Source organism: Kitasatospora sp. NPDC001660 (genome assembly GCF_053596725.1).
In genome coordinates this window covers 85,229-102,655 of the sequence record NZ_JBSFGU010000011.1, presented here as the reverse complement: position 1 = coordinate 102,655, position 17,427 = coordinate 85,229, and the positions used below count along the sequence as shown (strand labels likewise).

Below are 17,427 nucleotides of genomic sequence, written 5' to 3'. Positions count from 1 at the left end.
CCCCTAACGACCTACTTCGCGACCAACTCCCGCTCCAGCGGCGTCCGGAAACGCGGCGTCACCCGCACCTCCCCCAGCCAACCCGCCAACCGCGCCGCCTCCCCCGCGATCGCCGCCACCGCCTCCGCCCCGACATCCGCGAACAGCCGCCACACCACCTCACCGTCGGCACGCTGCGCCCAGCCGCCGACCACCCGGCCGCACCACCACACCGTCGGACCGGCGTTGCCCGCCCGGTCGAACAGCGCCGGAACGTCCTCCGGCCGCAGGTACCAGTCCCGCCCGCGCCAGCCCATCACCGTCGGATCCAGCGCCGGCAGCAGCGCCGCCCACGGCTCCGGACCGCCCACCGGCTCCGCATCCCCCGGCAGGACCAGCGCCGGCACCCCACCGGACAGCTCCACCGCCTCGGCGCCGACGTCCGCCAGCGCCTTCCGGGTGTCCCCCAGCGTCCAGCCCGTCCACCACTTCACGTCCTCGACGGTGGCCGGCCCGTACGCGGCCAGCCAGCGGCGCACGACCTCCGCCTTCGCCTCCCGCACCGGCACCTCCGGCCACTGCGGCACCGGCGCCCACGGGTAGCTGCTGCTCAGCCACGACCCGCGCGGACGGCCCCGGCGCACGTGCCCGTCCGCGGCCAGCAGCCGCAGCAGCCGGCTGCCGACGCTCTGCCTGTTCTCGTACGGCTTGCCGGCCGACATCAGCATCTGCTCGCGCAACTCCGGGACGTCCTCGCCGAGTTGCTGCGTCGTCGCCTCGCCGCGACGGGCCAGCGCGGCCAGCACCGCGCGCTCCGCCGCCGCCAGCCGCGCCCCGTCCCAGCCCACGGCGTGGTCCCGCAGGTGCTTCAGCAGCGTCGCACGCTCCTTGGCGGCGATCGCCCGCGCCGTCGACGAGCTGACGTACGGCGCGAACTCCTCCGTCACGGCGAATATCGTCCGCCGCATCGACAGCAGCTTCACCAGCGAGACGTCCTCGTAGAGCGCCCGCTCCACCTCCGCCGACGACGGCTCCACCAGCCGCGCGCACGCCGACAGGTACACCGTCGCGGCGTCCGTCGCGTGCAGCCCGACGACCGCGTCGGCCGCCTCCTCCACCCACGCCACGCGAGCGGAGGGCGCCAGCAGATGCCGCCACCCCACCCGGGCCCGCCGCTCGTCGTCCCCGATCACCGGCACACGCGTCGTCATGCCGGGACCGTACCGCCCGGCACCGACAATCCGTGGGCGGCCCGGCCCGGTCGGTCCGGTCAGACCGAAGGGGCCTCGCCCAGGATCGTCCACTCCGGGCCGAGCTCCCGGCGCAGCGCCTCCAGGGCGGCCCGGGCCCGGGTCTCGAAGTCAACCCTTTCCATCACCGACCACGGCGCCGGGCCCGCCGGGTTCGCCCAGTCGATCGAGCGTTGGAACAGCCTGGTCAGCTCCTCCAACTCGGCCACCAGCCCTGCGCTGATCGGCAGGCGTTCGAGTTCGGCCGGATACCCGTACGGGCTCTTCAGGTCGAACGGCCACAGCATGGTGCCCACGACGCCGGGCTCGAAGAGGACCTGCAGAGGCTCGGGGGTCACAGGTAGAGCCCGGTCGAGCCCTCGGTGTCACCGAAGCGCATCGCCGCGACGGCGTGCAGGTCGCGCTCGCGCAGCAGCACGTAGGTGGCGCCGCGGACCTCCACCTCCAGCTTGTCCTCCGGGTCGTACAGCACGCGGTCGCCCGGCTCCACCGCGCGCACGCTCTGGCCCACCGCGACGGCCTCGGCCCAGGCGCACCGCTTCGACAGCTCCGCGGTCGCCGGGATGATGATCCCGCCCGTCGAGTGGCGCTCTCCCTCGCCGCTGTCGAGCTTCACCAGGACGCGGTCGTGCAGCATCCTGATCGGCAGCTTCTCGCCGAGGCGGTCGTGCCGGGGCGCGTCAGGGGCGGTCTTGGCAGTCGGTTCGTCGTTCGTACTCACGATCCCGAAGGTACCGCCCCCGGGCGGGCGGCGTGACGCTGGCCCGGCATACGGAAGGCCGGGCGCTCACCCCGCGCCCGGCCCGTCAGCAGCACCCGGTCGACCCCGATCAGCCCTTGCGGCGCTTCCGCGCCGAGGCGACCAGCAGCACCAGGCCCACGCCCACCAGCGCCACCGGAACGATCCGCTCCTTGCGCGGCTGCCCCTTCTCGTCCACGAACTGCGCCCGCAGCTTCTCCACCGCGCCGCTGGCCGCCACGTACGCGCGGGCGGTCTTCTCCTCGACGGCCGCGACGGCCTTGGCCTTGACCTGGGCGCTGATGGTCGTCGGGTGGACGCGCATGGCGAGTTCGTCCAGGGTCTCCGCCAGCTGGGTACGGGTCCGGGAGATGTCCGCCTCGATCTGGGCGGTCGTCCGCGCCGACTTGTCCTGCGTACTCGCCTCGCCCACTCGGGCCACCCCATTCACTTCACTGATGTTGTCCTGTACGGCTGCCCCAGTCTGTCAGCTGCCGGGCAGCGCCGCGCGGCCCCTCCCACCATCGGAGGTAAGTTTGCCGTGGCACGACCCCGTCCACGCAACAGGAGAGTCAGACCGTGACTGAGCGCCTCCAGCCCGGCGACACCGCGCCCGCCTTCACCCTGCCCGACGCCGACGGCAAGCAGGTGTCGCTGGCCGACCACCGCGGCCGCAAGGTCATCGTCTACTTCTACCCGGCCGCGCTCACCCCCGGCTGCACCAAGCAGGCCTGCGACTTCACCGACAACCTGGAGGCCTTCGCGGGCGCCGGCTACGACGTCATCGGCATCTCGCCGGACAAGCCGGAGAAGCTCGGCAAGTTCCGCGAGACCGAGGACCTCAAGGTCACCCTGCTGTCCGATCCGGACAAGGAGGTGCTGACGGCCTACGGCGCGTTCGGCGAGAAGAAGCTGTACGGCAAGACCGTCACCGGCGTCATCCGCTCCACCGTGATCGTGGACGAGCAGGGCGAGGTCGAGCACGCGCTGTACAACGTCAAGGCGACCGGGCACGTCGCCAAGCTGCTGCGCGACCTCAAGGTCGAGGCCTAGGCACGACGAGGCGGTGCCGGCGCGCCCCCCGACCGGGGTGCGCCGCCACCGCCGTCCGTCACCCCGGCTATGAGCCGGACCGGGCCCAGGAGGGATGCCGCCGCCTAACCGTCTTTTCACCGGCGGAAAGTGACCACGGCAGGATCCGCGTGCCGGTAGGCTTGCCTTGGCGTGCGCCCGTACTCCAGCTGGCCAGAGAGGTGCGGTTTAGGTCCGCAGTGTCGTGGGTTCGAGTCCCACCGGGCGTACCGAGTGAGATGGCCCGTCGACCTTTGATTCGAAGGTCGACGGGCCGTAGTTGTTCCTACGGGCCGTCAGCCGAGGAGTTCCTTCACCACCGGCGCCAGAGCCCGGAAGGCATGGCCGCGGTGGCTGATGGCGTTCTTCTCGGCCGGGGTCAGCTCCGCGCAGGTGCGGGTTTCGCCGAGGGGCTGGAGGATCGGGTCGTAGCCGAAGCCGCCGTCGCCGGCGGGGGCGGTGCGCAGGGTGCCGAGGAGGCGGCCCTCGACGACGCGTTCGGTGCCGTCGGGGAGGGCGAGGGCGGCGGCGCAGGAGAAGTGGGCGCCGCGGTGCGGGGTGTCGATGTCGGAGAGCTGGGCGAGCAGGAGTTCGAGGTTGGCGCGGTCGTCGCCGTGCTTGCCGGCCCAGCGGGCGGAGAAGATGCCGGGGGCGCCGCCGAGGACGTCGACGCACAGGCCGGAGTCGTCGGCGACGGCGGGCAGGCCGGTGGCGCGGGCGAGGGCGTGGGCCTTGAGGAGGGCGTTCTCGGCGAAGGTGACGCCGGTCTCGGGGACGTCCGGGATCTCGGGGTAGGCGTCGGCACCGACGAGTTCGACGTCCAGGCCGGCCTCGCCGAGGATGGCGCGGAGTTCGGCGACCTTGTTGTGGTTACGGGTGGCGAGGATCAATCGGGTGGACATATCGCCCACCCTATCGGCAGCTTTCCGGTCGTCAGCCGGTGCAGATCGAGGTGAGGTTGCCGGCCGCGTCGGCGAGCGGCTTGAGGTCGGGCGCCTCTTTGCGGTCGGCGGCCTGCTGGATCTTGTCGGCCTGGGTGCGCAGGTCGTTGACGGCCTTGACCACGTCGGTGTTCTTGGAGTTGCGGCCGAGTTGGTCAAGGTCGGTGCGCAGTTTCTGCAGGGCCTTGGCCGCGGCGGTGCCGGAGTCGTTGCTGGTGTTGCCGTAGGCGCTGGTGACGTCGGCGATGTCGGTGGTGACGCGGGCAGCGGTGGAGCCGCAGTCGAGGGCCTTCTGGGCGGCGGAGCAACTGACCGCGCTGAGCGGGAGGATGATGATCAGGCCTGCCACGGCGAGGGCGGCGGGACGGGCGATGCTCGACGGCATCCGGTCCTCCTGGGGGCGCGGGTTCCGTACGGGAGGACGCGCCCCGGCCGGGGCACGGTTCCCGCAACGGGGTGCTGCGGGAACCGTACGGGCTCGGGGCCCGGCGTGTACAGGCGGCGGCCGAAGGGGCGGGTCAGCCCTCCAGGGCCTTGCGCTGGATCGCGTCGAGTTCGGCGCAGCCGAGCGTGCCGAGGTCGAGCAGTTGGTCGAGGAGGGCGCGGTCGAAGGGGGCGCCCTCGGCGGTGCCCTGGACCTCGACGAAGCGGCCGTCGGAGGTGCAGACGATGTTCATGTCGGTCTCGGCGCGGACGTCCTCCTCGTACTGGAGGTCGAGCATGGGGATGCCGTCGATGATGCCGACGCTGACGGCGCTGACGCCGCCGGTGATGGGCTGGCCCTTGGCGCGCAGGAGCTTGCGATCGCGGGCCCAGGCGACGGCGTCGACGAGGGCGACGTAGGCGCCGGTGATGGCGGCGGTGCGGGTGCCGCCGTCGGCCTGGAGGACGTCGCAGTCGAGGACGATGGTGTTCTCGGCGAGGGCGCGGTGGTCGACGACGGCGCGCAGGGAGCGGCCGATGAGGCGGCTGATCTCGTGGGTGCGTCCGCCGATGCGGCCCTTGACGGCCTCGCGGTCGCCGCGGGTGTTGGTGGCGCGCGGGAGCATGGAGTACTCGGCGGTGACCCAGCCCTCGCCGCTGCCCTTGCGCCAGCGGGGGACGCCCTCGGTGACGCTGGCGGTGCACAGCACCTTGGTGTCGCCGTAGGAGATGAGGACGGAGCCTTCGGCGTGCTTGCTCCAGCCCCGTTCGATGGTGACGGGGCGGAGCTGGTCGGGGGTGCGGCCGTCGATGCGTGACATAGGCACCGAGCGTAGTCGCTCGGGCGGGGTGTTCCGGATGCGCCTGCGGATGCGCCTCGGCCCGCCGCCCTCTCGGGGAGGGGCGGCGGGCCGAGTGGTGAGCCGTGGTGGCTCAGCTCACATCATGTCCTCGATGTCGGCGGCGATCGGGTCGGCGTCCGTGCCGATGACGACCTGGATCGCGGTGCCCATCTTGACGACGCCGTGGGCGCCGGCGGCCTTGAGTGCGACCTCGTCGACCAGGGAGGCGTCCTTGACCTCGGTGCGCAGGCGGGTGATGCAGCCTTCGACCTCTTCGATGTTGTCGATGCCGCCCAGACCGGCGACGATCTTCTCAGCCTTGCTGGCCATCTGATTTCTCCCTTTGTCTCGGCCTGCCGGCTGCTCTGCCGGGCGCCGTCCTGCGCTGTGCTGGTACCACCCGGCCGGGGCCGGCGAGGTCGCTGCCGGTGGCTGACGCGGGTTCAGCTGTGGTCGCGCTGCTGGGCAGCGCGACAAGCATCGCCCGGGTCGGTCCGGTCCGCCACGTCAGTCCACTTTCGGCCCAGTCCGGCGCGCACCGTTGCGGATCCTCGCCCGAGGATGACGATCAGCGGGGTTCCCGTTCCGGCGTGCGGCCTGCGTCCTTTAGTGGTCTACACCAATATATGTGTACTCCGATGAACGCAGGAAGGACCCCGGGTGTTCCTGGCCCCGTCCGAGGGTCCCGCAGGGGGGCCGGCGGTGGGCAAATGCTCCCGGAGGGCGACGCATGAGTTCGGCAGGAGCCGCGGCCCCGCAGTCGGCGTGGTGGCACACCTTCTACGGCGGCCTCCAGAAGATGGGCCGCTCCCTCCAGCTCCCGGTGGCGGTGCTCCCGGCGGCGGGCATCCTCAACCGGCTGGGGCAGCCCGACGTCTTCGGCGCGGACGGCCTCGGCTGGACGGACGTCGCCGAGGTCTTCGCCTCGGCCGGCGGTGCCCTGCTGGACTCCACGCTCGGCCTGCCGCTGCTGTTCTGCATCGGCGTCGCGATCGGCATGGCGAAGAAGGCGGACGGCTCGACGGCGCTCGCGGCCGTAGTCGGATTCCTCGTCTACTACAAGGTGCTGCACGCCTTCCCCGAGCACTGCAAGCCGCCGACGGTGCTGGTCAGCGACCAGTGCGTGGACTACACCTCGGCGAAGTCGGCGAACGCGACGTACCAGAACCCGGGGGTGCTGGGCGGCATCCTGATCGGCCTGATGTCGGCCTGGCTGTGGGTGCGCTTCCACCGCACCAGGCTGGTCGACTGGCTGGGTTTCTTCAACGGCCGCCGCCTGGTGCCGATGATCACCGCGCTGGTCGGCATGGCCACCGCGGTCGTGGCGTTGTGGGTGTGGCCGCCGATCGGCCGCGGGCTGGGCGACTTCAGCCAGGACCTGGCCGACCTCGGCGCGGGCGGTGCCGGTGTCTTCGGCCTCTTCAACCGCGCGCTGCTGCTGATCGGCATGCACCAGCTGCTGAACACCTTCGTCTGGTTCCAGTTCGGCGAGTTCACCAAGCCGGACGGCACGATCGTGCACGGCGACATTCCGCGATTCCTGGCGGGCGACCCGACGGCCGGGCAATTCCAGTCCGGCTTCTTCCCGATCATGATGTTCGCGCTGCCCGCCGCCGCGGTCGCGATCGCCCACTCGGCCAAGCCGCACCGCCGCAAGGAAATCTACGGCCTGATGCTCTCGGTGGGCCTGACCTCCTTCGTCACCGGCGTCACCGAGCCGATCGAGTACTCCTTCGCCTACATCGCCCCGGCCCTGTACGGCGTGCACGCGCTGCTGACCGGCGCCTCGATGGCCGTCACCTGGGGGCTCGGCGTGCACGACGGGTTCAGCTTCTCGGCCGGCCTGATCGACTACGTGATCAACTGGGGGCTGGCCACCAAGCCGTGGCTGATCATCGTCATCGGACTCTGTTTCGCCGCGGTGTACTACGCGGTCTTCCGTTTCATCATCGTCAAGTTCGACCTGAAGACACCGGGGCGAGAGGACGAGAGCGAAGTCGAGGACGTCACCAAGGCCTGAACGGGGCATCACCCGGCATCACCGGCAATGGCCTCCGGATCCGTCGACCCGGAGGCCTTCGACTTATCGGAAAAGGACCGAATAGCCGGACGGCAAAACAATTCCGGCACCCGCTTCGGGACGCTCCGGCGCGATCACCCGGCCTGGCCGCGGCAGGCGGGCATGACGGACGTCGCAGCACGCCCGTCGGGAGCGCCGGTGGCCGTTCGTTCACTCTCCGGCCCCGACTCGACACCGATCCGACACCAGACCGACCCGACCCGACCCCGCTCACCGGGGCCGGGCCTTTTTGTTGCGCAAATAGCCAAAACCCCGCTCCCGGCGGGTAATCATGATCGGCGTTCCGAAAGTAGGTTTCGATTTCATAGCGCTTCCCGGCGACACCGCTTTCCGGGGTTCCCCCACTTCTCCGCCCGTGCTACAAAACTGGTCTACACCACCCGTGGTGTAGACCAGTTCGCGGTCCGGCCCCCTGTGCACCCTCCCCCGACCGACCGCCATGCCGTTAGGAACCCACCCCCATGAGTCAGTCAGCGCAGGCACCGGCGCCCGCCACGGCTCCGGCCACGCCAAGCCCCGCCAAGAAGTTCGGCCAGAACCTCCTCCAGGGTCTGCAGAAGATCGGCCGCAGCCTCCAGCTGCCCATCGCCGTTCTCCCCGCGGCCGGCCTGCTGCTGCGCCTCGGCCAGGACGACGTGTTCGGCAAGGACGGCCTCGGCTGGGACAAGGTCGCCGCGGTGTTCAACACCGCCGGCAGCGGCGTCTTCGACAACCTGCCGCTGCTGTTCGCGGTGGGCATCGCGATCGGCTTCGCGAAGAAGGCGGACGGCTCGACCGCGCTCGCCGCGCTGGTCGGCTTCCTGGTGTACAGGAACGTGCTGACCGCGTTCCCGATCACCGAGGGCCACATCGCCGACGGCAAGTGGGTCGCCCCGACCTACCAGAACCCGGGCGTCCTCGGCGGCATCGTGATCGGCCTGCTGGCCGCCGTGCTCTGGCAGAAGTACCACCGCACCAAGCTGGTCGACTGGCTCGGCTTCTTCAACGGCCGCCGCCTGGTGCCGATTCTCATGGCCTTCGTCGGCACCGCCGTCGGTGTCCTCTTCGCCCTGACCTGGGGCCCGATCGGCGACGCCATCAAGAGCCTGAACGACACCCTGATCGGCGCCGGCGCGCTCGGTGCGGGTGTCTTCGGCCTGGTCAACCGCGGTCTGCTGCCGGTCGGCATGCACCAGTTCGTGAACTCCTTCGCCTGGTTCCAGACCGGTGACTTCACCAAGCCGGACGGCACCGTCGTCCACGGCGACCTGACCCGCTTCTTCGCCGGCGACCCGACCGCCGGACAGTTCATGTCGGGCTTCTACCCGATCATGATGTTCGCGCTGCCCGCCGCCGCGCTGGCCATCGCCCACTGCGCCAAGCCGCACCGCCGCAAGGCCATCACCGGCATGATGCTCTCGCTGGCCCTGACCTCCTTCGTCACCGGCGTCACCGAGCCGATCGAGTTCGCCTTCGTCTTCATCGCCCCGGCCCTGTACGTCATCCACGCGGTGCTCACCGCCGTCTCGATGGCCGTCACCTGGGCGCTCGGCGTGCACGACGGATTCACCTTCTCCGGCGGCCTGATCGACTACGTGCTCGCCTGGAACAAGGCCACCGAGCCGTGGCTGATCATCCCGATCGGTCTCGCCTTCGCCGCGCTGTACTACTTCCTGTTCCGCTTCGCGATCACCAAGTTCGACCTCAAGACCCCCGGTCGCGAGGACGACGACGAGATCGAGGACGTCACCAAGGCCTGAGGTCCCGACCGTCCCCGACCAACGGCCCCGCCCCGCCGCTCTTCCTGCGAGCGGCGGGGCGGGGTCGTTCCCGGGCCCGCGGTGAGCGGTCAGATCTCGTACACCGCGCCCGGGCGGGCGAGGTCGACGGGGCCGGGGTAGACGGCGGCCGCGTCGCGGCGGTTGTGGTCGGCGTCGGTCCACGGGGGGATGTGGGTGAGGACGAGGCGGCGGGCACGGGCGGCGACGGCGTGTTCGCCGGCCTCGCGGCCGTTGAGGTGGACGGCGCGGTAGGTGTCGCGGCCGTCGACGTAGGCGGCCTCGCAGAGGAACAGGTCGGTGCCCCTGGCGAGTTCGACGAGGTCGGCGCTCTCGCCGGTGTCGCCGGAGTAGACCATGGACCGGCCGCCGTGTTCGAGCCGGAAGGCGAACGCGTCCACCGGGTGGTTGACCTGGGCGACGCCGATCCGGAACGGGCCGAGGTCGAAGACGCCCGGGGTGAGGGTGCGGAAGTCGAAGACCTCCTTCATCCCCGGGTTCTCCGGCATGTCGTAGGCGCGGGCGAGCCGTTCGGCGGTGCCGGCCGGGCCGTACACGGGCATCGGGTCGGGGCAGCCCTCGGCGCGGTAGTTGCGGGCGACCCAGTAGGCGCACAGGTCGACGCAGTGGTCCGCGTGCAGGTGGCTGAGCAGGACGGCGTCGACGTCGTACAGGCTGGTGTACTTCTGCAGGGCGCCGAGCGCGCCGTTGCCGAGGTCGAGCACGACCTTGAAACCGTCGGCCTCGACGAGGTAGCTGGAGCACGCGGAGTCGGTGGACGGGAAGCTCCCCGAGCACCCCACCACGGTCAGTTTCATCCGAGCCCCTCCGCCCCGACACGTCCTGACTGCTGCTGGAAAAAGGCAGGACAGACCGGTGAACCGGTCGGTAGCACTGCGCTCGCGTGTCGAGGGTAAGGGCGGAGCGGCCCTTTGCCCCCGTCCCCGTGCCGGGCTGTGGCTGGAATCACCAGAACGCCGAAACACCGGGCGGGGCGCCGGATCAGCGGTTGCCGGGGCGTCTGCGGGCCCAGGCGCGGATGGTCTCCGGGTACCAGCGGGGGTAGCCGTTGCCGTCGATGACGTCCGGTTCGGGCAGCAGCCGGTGCCGACGGTAGTTGCGGACGGTCTCGGCTCGGACGTTGATGTGGCTCGCGATCTCGGCGTAGGACCACAGCTCTCTACTCACGATGGCACCTCCGAAGGGGCGGGGGCGGGCGTTCGTGAGAGCAGCCTTTCCAAGCCCCGCCCTGCTCCCCGGCACAGATCGGGCGTCGTGGTCGATCCGTGACGAACCGGGAGCAACACGCGGACAAATACTCAACTGTCACAGCACTCACAGTGGTGGGCTTCACCATGCGCCCGGTACGGTTCGCCGCATGAGCGAGGTGGGTGCGTGAGCGGGCGCAGCGAGCGAATCATCGAAAGGTGCGCGTGGGCGAATGCCCCCGCCGAGCGGAGCGAGGTGGGCGCATGAGCGGTACGACCGGCATCTGGGTGGTCCTGGCGGTGGCGGGCGTCGCCGTCGTCGCGGCGGTCGCGTCGGCGCTGGTGAGGCGTGCCCGGCCGTCGTCCCGTCCGACGACGCGTCCGGCCCCGCGCCCGGCCGGGCCGGCCGGTCCCCGGCCCCGCCCGGCGGGCACCGGCCGCCCCGGGCCGGCGCCGCAGGAGATCTGGTGGGCCGACGTGCCGTTCGAGGACGGCCCGGGGTCGAAGGACCGCCCGTGCCTGGTGCTGCGCGTGGACGGCCGGACGGCCACCGTCGCGAAGATCACCAGCAAGCACCACGCCGAACGCCCCGGCGTGCTGCCGCTGCCGCCCGGTTCGGTGGGCGACCGGCAGGGCCGGACCAGTTGGCTGGAGACCGACGAGCTTCGCCACGTGCCGCTGTCGGCCTTCCGCCGCCGCGCCGGCACGGTGGACCGTCAGGTCTGGGCCCGCGCGCAGCGGGCTCTGCAGAGCAACTAGCCCTGCGGAGCGGCCGGCTAGGCCCAGAGCTGGCCCTGCAGCGCCTCGACGGCCGCCTCGGTGGACTCGGCCGTGTAGATGCCGGTGGACAGGTACTTCCACCCGCCGTCCGCGACGACGAAGACGATGTCCGCCCGCTCCCCCGTCGCCGCGGCCTTGCGGCCGACGCCGATCGCGGCGTGCAGGATGGCACCCGTGGAGACGCCCGCGAAGATGCCCTCCTGCTGGAGGAGTTCGCGGGTGCGCCGGACGGCGTCCGCGGAGCCGACCGAGAAGCGGGTGGTGAGCACCTCGGCGTCGTACAGCTCGGGGACGAAGCCCTCGTCGAGGTTGCGCAGCCCGTACACGAGGTCGTCGTAGCGCGGCTCGGCGGCGACGATCCGTACGCCGGGGACCTTCTCGCGCAGGTAGCGGCCGACGCCCATGAGGGTGCCGGTGGTGCCGAGGCCGGCCACGAAGTGGGTGACGGTCGGCAGGTCGGCGAGGATCTCGGGGCCGGTCGTGGCGTAGTGGGCGCCCGCGTTGTCGGGGTTGCCGTACTGGTAGAGCATGACCCAGTCGGGGTGCTCGGCGGCGATCTCCTTGGCCATCCGGACGGCGGTGTTGGAGCCGCCCGCGGCCGGGGAGGAGATGATCTCGGCGCCCCACATGCGGAGCAGTTCGCGCCGCTCCTCGCTGGTGTTCTCCGGCATGACGCAGACCATCCGGTAGCCCTTGAGCTTGGCGGCCATGGCGAGCGAGATGCCGGTGTTGCCGCTGGTGGGTTCGAGGATGGTGCAGCCGGGGATGAGCCGGCCGTCGGCCTCGGCGCGCTCGATCATGTGCAGCGCCGGGCGGTCCTTGATGGAGCCGGTGGGGTTGCGGTCCTCCAGCTTGGCCCAGAGGGTGACGAGGCCCTCGGCGTTGCCGGGGACGGCGGCGGACAGCCGCGGCAGGCGGACCAGCGGGGTGTTGCCGACGGCTTCGAGCGGGCTGTCGTAACGCAAGGGAGGCCTCCGGCCACGACGGTGGGGTGGGGAAGGACGCCCTTCCGGCCGCCGTGCGCGGGCGGCCGGGAGGGCGGTCGATCAGCGGGCGCCGCCGGCCACGGCGGGCAGGATGGTGACGCTGTCGCCGTCGGCGAGGGCGGTGGAGATGCCCTCCAGGAAGCGGACGTCCTCGTCGTTCAGGTAGACGTTGACGAAGCGGCGCAGCTCGCCGCCCTCCACCAGGCGGGCGGCGATGCCCGGGTGGCGGGCGTCGAGGTCGGTGAAGAGCTCACCGAGGTTGCTGCCGGTGCCCTCGACGGCCTTGGCGCCGTCGGTGTAGGTGCGGAGGATGGTCGGGATGCGGACCTCGATGGCCATGGGTGCGCTCCTGTGCGAGTCGTGAGGTGGGTGGGCCGCAACGGGCGCGGCGGGGCGGAGGGTTCCGGGGCCCGGCACCCGCTGCGGCGGCGGGCCCGGCCGGGGCGTGGGCGGCTCAGCGCGAGCGCGCGGGCGTGCCGGGACAGATCGCGCTGGCGAGCCGGCACAGGTCGATGTGCAGGCGCGCCACGAGGCGGGTGCCCGGGGCCTGGGTGCTCACATCGACGGAACGCATGGGCTCATCGTATAGATTCCCGGCCCCGCTCCGACACGCATGTCTCGGGATCCGGATGTTCTCGTCCCTCCCATTGAGATGACAGCGGCCCGCCGACCGCTCGCGGGCGGTCGGCGGGCCGTGCCCAGGTGGGTGCTGGTCAGGCCGGGTAGGCCTCGACGACCTGGACGTCTTCCTCCGTGATCTCGCCGTCCACGATGCGGAACGAGCGGAACTGGTACGGGTCCTCGGAACCGTTGCCCTCGGCGGTGGAGACCAGGACGTAGTGGGCGAACGGCTCGGAGGCGTAGCTCACGTCGGTGCGCGAGGGGTAGGCCTCGGTGGCGGTGTGTGAGTGGTAGACGATCACGGGCTCCTCGTCCCGGTCGTCCATCTCGCGGTAGAGCTTGAGCAGGTCACCCGAGTCGAACTCGTAGAAGGTGGGCGAGCGGGCGGCGTTGAGCATCGGGACGAACCGCTCGGGCCGGCCGCTGCCGGCCGGTCCGGCGACCACGCCGCAGGCCTCGTCCGGGTGGTCGGCGCGGGCGTGGGCGACGATCCGGTCGCGCAGTTCTCGGGTGATGGTCAGCATGCGGTCAGGATAGCCACGCCCCGGCGGGTGTCCGCCGGGGCGTCCGGGGAGCGGTCAGCGAGCCTGGTCCGCGTCGGCCGGGACGTGCAGGTGGTCGTGCGCGACGCCGTGGACGGCCTCGGGGCGGCGGATCTTGAGCACCTGGTAGCCGGCCACCAGCACCACGGCCCAGGCCGGGAAGACGTACAGCGAGATCCGGTTGTCCGCGTCGAAGCCGATCAGCACGACGACCAGGACGAGGAAGGCGAGCGCGGCCCAGCTGACCCACGCGCCGCCGGGCGCCTTGAAGGTGGGCGGCGGCAGGTGGCCGCCCCGCCAGGCCTTCCGGTAGCGGATCTGGGCGATCAGGATCATCGCCCAGGTCCACAGGCCGCAGACGGTGGCGACCGAGGTGATGTACTCGAACGCCCGGGCCGGGACGAGGTAGTTGAGCACCACGCCGGCGCCCATCAGGACGCAGGAGAGGGTGATCGCGAAGGCCGGCGTGCGGCGGGAGTTGAGCTTGGTGAGCTGCCCCGGGGCCTGGCCGCGCAGCGCGAGGTCGCGCAGCATGCGGCCGGTGGAGTACATGCCGGAGTTGCAGGAGGACAGGGCGGCGGTGAGCACGACGAAGTTGATGATGCCGGCCGCGGCGGGGATGCCGATCCTGCCGAAGGCGGCGACGAACGGGCTGACGCCGGGCTGGAACTCGGTCCACGGCACGAGCGAGAGGATGACCACCAGGGCGCCGATGTAGAACAGTGCGATGCGCCAGGGCAGGGTGTTGATGGCGCGCGGCAGGGTCTTCTCGGGGTTCTCGCTCTCGCCCGCGGTGACGCCGACGAGTTCGACGCCCAGGTAGGCGAACATGACGATCTGCAGGGTCATCACGGTGGCGCCGATGCCCTTGGGGAAGAAGCCGCCGTCCTGCCAGAGGTGGGTGATCGACGCGGTGTCACCGGCCTTGCTGAAGCCGAGGGTGAGCACGCCGATGCCGATCAGGATCATGCCGATGATGGCGGTGACCTTGACCATGGAGAACCAGAACTCGATCTCGCCGAACAGCTTCACCGAGATCAGGTTGGCCGCGTAGAGGATGACCAGGAAGGACAGCGCGCTGAGCCACTGCGGGAAGCCGGGGGCCCAGTACTTCACGTACACGGCGGCGGCGGTGGTCTCCGCCATGCCGGTGACGACCCAGAACAGCCAGTACGTCCAGCCGGTCACGTAGCCGGCGAAGGGGCCGAGGAACTCGCGCGCGTACTCGGCGAAACTGCCGGAGACCGGGCGGTAGGTGAGCAGTTCGCCGAGGGCCCGCATGATCGCGAAGATCACCACGCCGGCGACGGCGTAGGAGAGGATCAGGCTCGGGCCGGACTTGGAGATCGCCGTCCCGGCGCCGAGGAACAGGCCGGTACCGATGGCGCCGCCGATCGCGATCATCTGGATCTGGCGGCTGCCGAGCCCCCGCTCGTAGCCTTCCTCGTCCGGTTCGGCATCGACGACTTCGTCGTACTGCTGCTCGGCCATCGTGCACCGTCCTGGGTGGGTCTCGTGGAGTGGAGAAGTCGTACCACGCAGGCTTCGGAGAGCGGTGTTCATCTGAGCGTTATTTGAGCATGACCTGGTATGGTTCGCCCGATTTACAGGAAAATGACCCAGCCGATCGTCCACATACTGGACAAATCAACCGGGTCCTGTCCGGAATCGGGCACGATCAGTCAGGAAGCGGGCGCAATCAGTCCGCGATCGCCTCCAACAGCGACTCCTGGAGCGCACCCAGCCACAGGTACGCCATCACCAGCGGCTTGCGCTCGTCACCGTCCGGCAGGTCGTACAGGCCCCGCTCGTCCTCCTCGGTGACTTCCAGCCGGACGCCCAGCGTCAGCCGCAGGTCGTTGAGCGCGCCCAGCCAGCGCAGGCAGTCCTGGGCGGCCAGCTTGAGCACGCCACCGCCGCCGAGACCGTCCAGCGAGCGGACGACGAGCAGCGCGTCGTCGCGCTTGCGGGCCCGCAGGTCGAGCTCGGTGTAGCGGCGGAACTCGCCGGCGGCGGCCCTGTCCTCCGGGTCCGCCGGCTTGCCCGGACCTCCGTAGGCGTCCGGGAAGAGCCGGGCCAGCGCCGGGTCGGCGGGCGCCTCGGTCGGCCCCTCGGCGAACAGCGCCGCCAGCGGGTCGCCACCCTCCCCGCCCGGGCCGGGGCCGATCAGCTCCAGCATCTGCACTTCCAGCGAGCGCAGGATGGAGGCCTCCACCTCGTCCAGCGCGATCGCCGCACCCCCGCCGCCGGTGCTCTCGAACAACCCAGCCATCTGTATCGGTCAGCCCGTCTTCGTCGTCGCTCGTCAGTCGCTCGTCAGTCACTCGCCGAAGGGGCGCGCGTCAGTCGTGCTGCAGCGTGGCCCAGAGGCCGTAGCCGTGCATCGCCTGGACGTCCCGCTCCATCTCCTCGCGGGATCCGCTGGAGACCACCGCCCGGCCCTTCGTGTGCACGTCCATCATCAGCTTGCGGGCCTTGTCCTTCGGGTAGCCGAAGTAGGCCTGGAACACGTACTGGACGTAGCTCATCAGGTTGACCGGGTCGTTGTGCACGATGGTCACCCACGGGGTGTCGGGCTCCGCCACCGGCAGTGCTTCGACCTCCGGGCGCTCGATCTCCACGGGCGCGACACTCACCGCCGGGTCCTCCTCGCTGCGCTCTTCCCGCGCTCGACGTCCATGCCCCTTCAGAGCCCATGCTGCCATCCGGGGGACCCCCAGGCGATTTCGCCCCGGTCCGTTCCCGAGAAATCGTCACTCTGACGCTAAGTGGTTGTAGCATCATCTTCATGGACGCCACTTCAGTGCGCGCGGCCGGCTCGACCGCGCTGCTCACCGACCGCTACGAGCTCACCATGCTGCAGGCCGCCCTGCGCAGCGGGGCCGCGCACCGCCGCTCCGTCTTCGAGGTGTTCACCCGGCGGCTGCCGAGCGGGCGCCGCTACGGCGTGGTGGCCGGCACCGGCCGGGTGCTCGACGCGGTCGAGGACTTCCGCTTCACCCCCGCCCAGCTGGACTGGCTGGCCGGCCAGGACGTGGTCGACGACGACACCCTGCGCTACCTCGCCGACTACCGGTTCACCGGCGACATCCACGGCTACCCCGAGGGCGAGGTCTACTTCCCCGGCTCGCCGCTGCTCACCGTCGAGGGCACCTTCGCCGAGGCGGTGATCCTGGAGACGGTCATCCTGTCGATCCTCAACTTCGACTCGGCGATCGCCGCCGCCGCCTCCCGGATGACCGCGGCCGCCGGCGGCCGGCCGGTCATCGAGATGGGCGCCCGCCGGGCCCACGAGCAGGCCGCCGTCTCCGCCGCCCGGGCCGCCTACGTGGCCGGATTCACCGCCACCTCCGACCTGGAGGCCGGGTTCACCCACGGCATCCCCACCACCGGCACCGCCGCGCACGCGTTCACCCTCGTCCACGACAGCGAACGGGACGCCTTCCGGGCCCAGATCGCCTCCATGGGCAAGGGCACCACCCTGCTGGTCGACACCTTCGACCTGCGCGAGGCCGTCCGTACCGCCGTCGAGGTGGCCGGTCCCGGGCTCGGCGCCGTCCGGATCGACTCCGGCGACCTCACCCTGCTCGCCCACCGCGTCCGCCGCCAGCTCGACGAGCTCGGCGCCGAGAAGACCCGGATCATCGTCACCTCCGACCTCGACGAGTACGCGATCGCCGCACTCGCCGCCGCCCCCGTCGACGGGTACGGCGTCGGCACCAGCCTGGTCACCGGCAGCGGCCACCCGACCTGCGCCATGGTCTACAAGCTGGTCGCCCGCGCCGAGACCCCGGACGGGCCGCTGGTGCCGGTCGCCAAGCGCGCGGCCGGCGGCAAGACCAGCATCGGCGGCCGCAAGTGGGCCGCGCGCCGGCCCGACGCGGACGGCGTGGCCGAGGCCGAGGTGGTCGGCACCGGGCCCGTCCCGGCCGGGCTGGAGCCGCACCTGCTGCAGGTGCCGCTGGTCCTGGCCGGCGAGACGGTCGGCCGCGAGCCGCTCGGCGCCGCCCGCGACCGGCACGTCCGGGCCCGGGCCGCGCTGCCGCTGTCGGCCACTCAGCTCTCCAAGGGCGACCCGGTCCTGCCGACCGAACTGCTCGTCTAGACACCTCGCGCGGCGCGGCGCAGGGCCCCACGGGCCTTCCGCCTCCGCGCGCCACTCCCTAGAGTCAGCCGTAGAGTTCCCATGGAGTCCCCGGGAACTCCCC

At 71.3% G+C, this 17,427-nt stretch carries 22 protein-coding genes and 1 tRNA gene; 6 read left to right on the top strand and 17 right to left on the bottom strand.

Features of this window, described 5'->3' with window-relative positions:
- Nucleotides 1-11 precede the first annotated feature (11 nt).
- The 4 genes from ACWCXH_RS14970 to ACWCXH_RS14955 all read right to left on the bottom strand — a co-directional run bounded on the left by ACWCXH_RS14970 (nt 12) and on the right by ACWCXH_RS14955 (nt 2,401).
- Entirely contained in the window at nt 12-1,190 is a 1,179-nt protein-coding gene (locus tag ACWCXH_RS14970; RefSeq protein WP_449801841.1) for a winged helix DNA-binding domain-containing protein, read from the bottom strand.
- A 59-nt stretch (nt 1,191-1,249) separates the two neighbouring features.
- Nucleotides 1,250-1,567, bottom strand: a complete 318-nt coding sequence (locus ACWCXH_RS14965) for a hypothetical protein (RefSeq protein ID WP_449801840.1) — start codon at nt 1,565-1,567, stop codon at nt 1,250-1,252.
- On the bottom strand, nt 1,564-1,866 hold the full coding sequence (locus ACWCXH_RS14960; RefSeq protein WP_329929219.1) for a GroES family chaperonin: 303 nt from the start codon (nt 1,864-1,866) through the stop codon (nt 1,564-1,566). The genes ACWCXH_RS14965 and ACWCXH_RS14960 overlap by 4 nt, the downstream gene beginning before the upstream one ends.
- Before the next feature lie 193 nt (nt 1,867-2,059).
- Nucleotides 2,060-2,401, bottom strand: a complete 342-nt coding sequence (locus ACWCXH_RS14955) for a DUF3618 domain-containing protein (protein ID WP_449801839.1) — start codon at nt 2,399-2,401, stop codon at nt 2,060-2,062.
- Nucleotides 2,402-2,547: 146 nt separating this feature from the next.
- Between ACWCXH_RS14955 and bcp the strand changes: the two genes are divergently transcribed.
- Entirely contained in the window at nt 2,548-3,021 is a 474-nt protein-coding gene (bcp, locus tag ACWCXH_RS14950) for a thioredoxin-dependent thiol peroxidase (RefSeq protein ID WP_449801838.1), read from the top strand.
- Between the two features lie 173 nt (nt 3,022-3,194).
- Nucleotides 3,195-3,269 (top strand) — tRNA-Leu (locus ACWCXH_RS14945).
- A 66-nt stretch (nt 3,270-3,335) separates the two neighbouring features.
- On the opposite strand, the gene rdgB is transcribed toward ACWCXH_RS14945, so the two are convergent.
- From rdgB to ACWCXH_RS14925, 4 genes are all read right to left on the bottom strand, one after another.
- The gene (gene rdgB / locus ACWCXH_RS14940) at nt 3,336-3,941 is read right to left on the bottom strand and encodes an RdgB/HAM1 family non-canonical purine NTP pyrophosphatase (RefSeq protein ID WP_449801837.1); all 606 of its coding nucleotides are present in this window, start codon (nt 3,939-3,941) and stop codon (nt 3,336-3,338) included.
- 31 nt (nt 3,942-3,972) lie between these two features.
- Nucleotides 3,973-4,365: a hypothetical protein gene (locus tag ACWCXH_RS14935; protein WP_449801836.1), complete on the bottom strand. Its 393-nt coding sequence runs from the start codon at nt 4,363-4,365 to the stop codon at nt 3,973-3,975.
- A 133-nt stretch (nt 4,366-4,498) separates the two neighbouring features.
- A complete protein-coding gene (gene rph, locus ACWCXH_RS14930; RefSeq protein ID WP_449801835.1) occupies nt 4,499-5,224 on the bottom strand; it encodes a ribonuclease PH in 726 nt (241 codons plus the stop codon).
- A gap of 117 nt (nt 5,225-5,341) precedes the next feature.
- Nucleotides 5,342-5,575, bottom strand: coding sequence for a PTS glucose/sucrose transporter subunit IIB (locus ACWCXH_RS14925; protein ID WP_329929145.1), 234 nt, complete (start codon nt 5,573-5,575; stop codon nt 5,342-5,344).
- 400 nt (nt 5,576-5,975) lie between these two features.
- Between ACWCXH_RS14925 and ACWCXH_RS14920 the strand changes: the two genes are divergently transcribed.
- Both ACWCXH_RS14920 and ACWCXH_RS14915 read left to right on the top strand, forming a co-directional pair.
- On the top strand, nt 5,976-7,265 hold the full coding sequence (locus ACWCXH_RS14920; RefSeq protein ID WP_449801834.1) for a PTS transporter subunit EIIC: 1,290 nt from the start codon (nt 5,976-5,978) through the stop codon (nt 7,263-7,265).
- Between the two features lie 521 nt (nt 7,266-7,786).
- The gene (locus tag ACWCXH_RS14915) at nt 7,787-9,064 is read left to right on the top strand and encodes a PTS transporter subunit EIIC (RefSeq protein ID WP_449801833.1); all 1,278 of its coding nucleotides are present in this window, start codon (nt 7,787-7,789) and stop codon (nt 9,062-9,064) included.
- An 89-nt stretch (nt 9,065-9,153) separates the two neighbouring features.
- Here ACWCXH_RS14915 and ACWCXH_RS14910 read toward each other — a convergent pair whose 3' ends face one another.
- Together ACWCXH_RS14910 and ACWCXH_RS14905 are read right to left on the bottom strand one after the other, a co-directional pair.
- The gene (locus ACWCXH_RS14910) at nt 9,154-9,900 is read right to left on the bottom strand and encodes an MBL fold metallo-hydrolase (RefSeq protein WP_449801832.1); all 747 of its coding nucleotides are present in this window, start codon (nt 9,898-9,900) and stop codon (nt 9,154-9,156) included.
- A gap of 184 nt (nt 9,901-10,084) precedes the next feature.
- Complete coding sequence (locus ACWCXH_RS14905; protein WP_449801831.1) at nt 10,085-10,270, bottom strand: MarR family transcriptional regulator; 186 nt, start codon at nt 10,268-10,270, stop codon at nt 10,085-10,087.
- A gap of 284 nt (nt 10,271-10,554) precedes the next feature.
- Between ACWCXH_RS14905 and ACWCXH_RS14900 the strand changes: the two genes are divergently transcribed.
- The gene (locus ACWCXH_RS14900; protein ID WP_449801830.1) at nt 10,555-11,049 is read left to right on the top strand and encodes a type II toxin-antitoxin system PemK/MazF family toxin; all 495 of its coding nucleotides are present in this window, start codon (nt 10,555-10,557) and stop codon (nt 11,047-11,049) included.
- Between the two features lie 17 nt (nt 11,050-11,066).
- Here the strand turns inward: ACWCXH_RS14900 and ACWCXH_RS14895 are convergent, their stop codons facing one another.
- The 7 genes from ACWCXH_RS14895 to clpS all read right to left on the bottom strand — a co-directional run bounded on the left by ACWCXH_RS14895 (nt 11,067) and on the right by clpS (nt 15,855).
- Nucleotides 11,067-12,035: a PLP-dependent cysteine synthase family protein gene (locus ACWCXH_RS14895; protein WP_449801829.1), complete on the bottom strand. Its 969-nt coding sequence runs from the start codon at nt 12,033-12,035 to the stop codon at nt 11,067-11,069.
- Between the two features lie 81 nt (nt 12,036-12,116).
- Nucleotides 12,117-12,395 carry a MoaD/ThiS family protein gene (locus tag ACWCXH_RS14890; protein ID WP_196952340.1) on the bottom strand — a complete coding sequence of 93 codons (279 nt, stop codon included), beginning with the start codon at nt 12,393-12,395 and terminating at the stop codon, nt 12,117-12,119.
- A gap of 115 nt (nt 12,396-12,510) precedes the next feature.
- Complete coding sequence (locus ACWCXH_RS14885) at nt 12,511-12,630, bottom strand: putative leader peptide (RefSeq protein WP_326846449.1); 120 nt, start codon at nt 12,628-12,630, stop codon at nt 12,511-12,513.
- Between the two features lie 139 nt (nt 12,631-12,769).
- Nucleotides 12,770-13,201 carry a Mov34/MPN/PAD-1 family protein gene (locus tag ACWCXH_RS14880; RefSeq protein WP_449801828.1) on the bottom strand — a complete coding sequence of 144 codons (432 nt, stop codon included), beginning with the start codon at nt 13,199-13,201 and terminating at the stop codon, nt 12,770-12,772.
- A 54-nt stretch (nt 13,202-13,255) separates the two neighbouring features.
- Complete coding sequence (locus ACWCXH_RS14875; protein ID WP_449801827.1) at nt 13,256-14,710, bottom strand: amino acid permease; 1,455 nt, start codon at nt 14,708-14,710, stop codon at nt 13,256-13,258.
- A 208-nt stretch (nt 14,711-14,918) separates the two neighbouring features.
- Nucleotides 14,919-15,491, bottom strand: coding sequence for a DUF2017 domain-containing protein (locus ACWCXH_RS14870; protein ID WP_449801826.1), 573 nt, complete (start codon nt 15,489-15,491; stop codon nt 14,919-14,921).
- 70 nt (nt 15,492-15,561) lie between these two features.
- Entirely contained in the window at nt 15,562-15,855 is a 294-nt protein-coding gene (gene clpS / locus ACWCXH_RS14865; RefSeq protein WP_449801825.1) for an ATP-dependent Clp protease adapter ClpS, read from the bottom strand.
- Between the two features lie 152 nt (nt 15,856-16,007).
- Here clpS and ACWCXH_RS14860 point away from each other — a divergent pair, with 152 nt between their 5' ends.
- Nucleotides 16,008-17,324 carry a nicotinate phosphoribosyltransferase gene (locus ACWCXH_RS14860; protein ID WP_449801824.1) on the top strand — a complete coding sequence of 439 codons (1,317 nt, stop codon included), beginning with the start codon at nt 16,008-16,010 and terminating at the stop codon, nt 17,322-17,324.
- Nucleotides 17,325-17,427 lie beyond the last annotated feature (103 nt).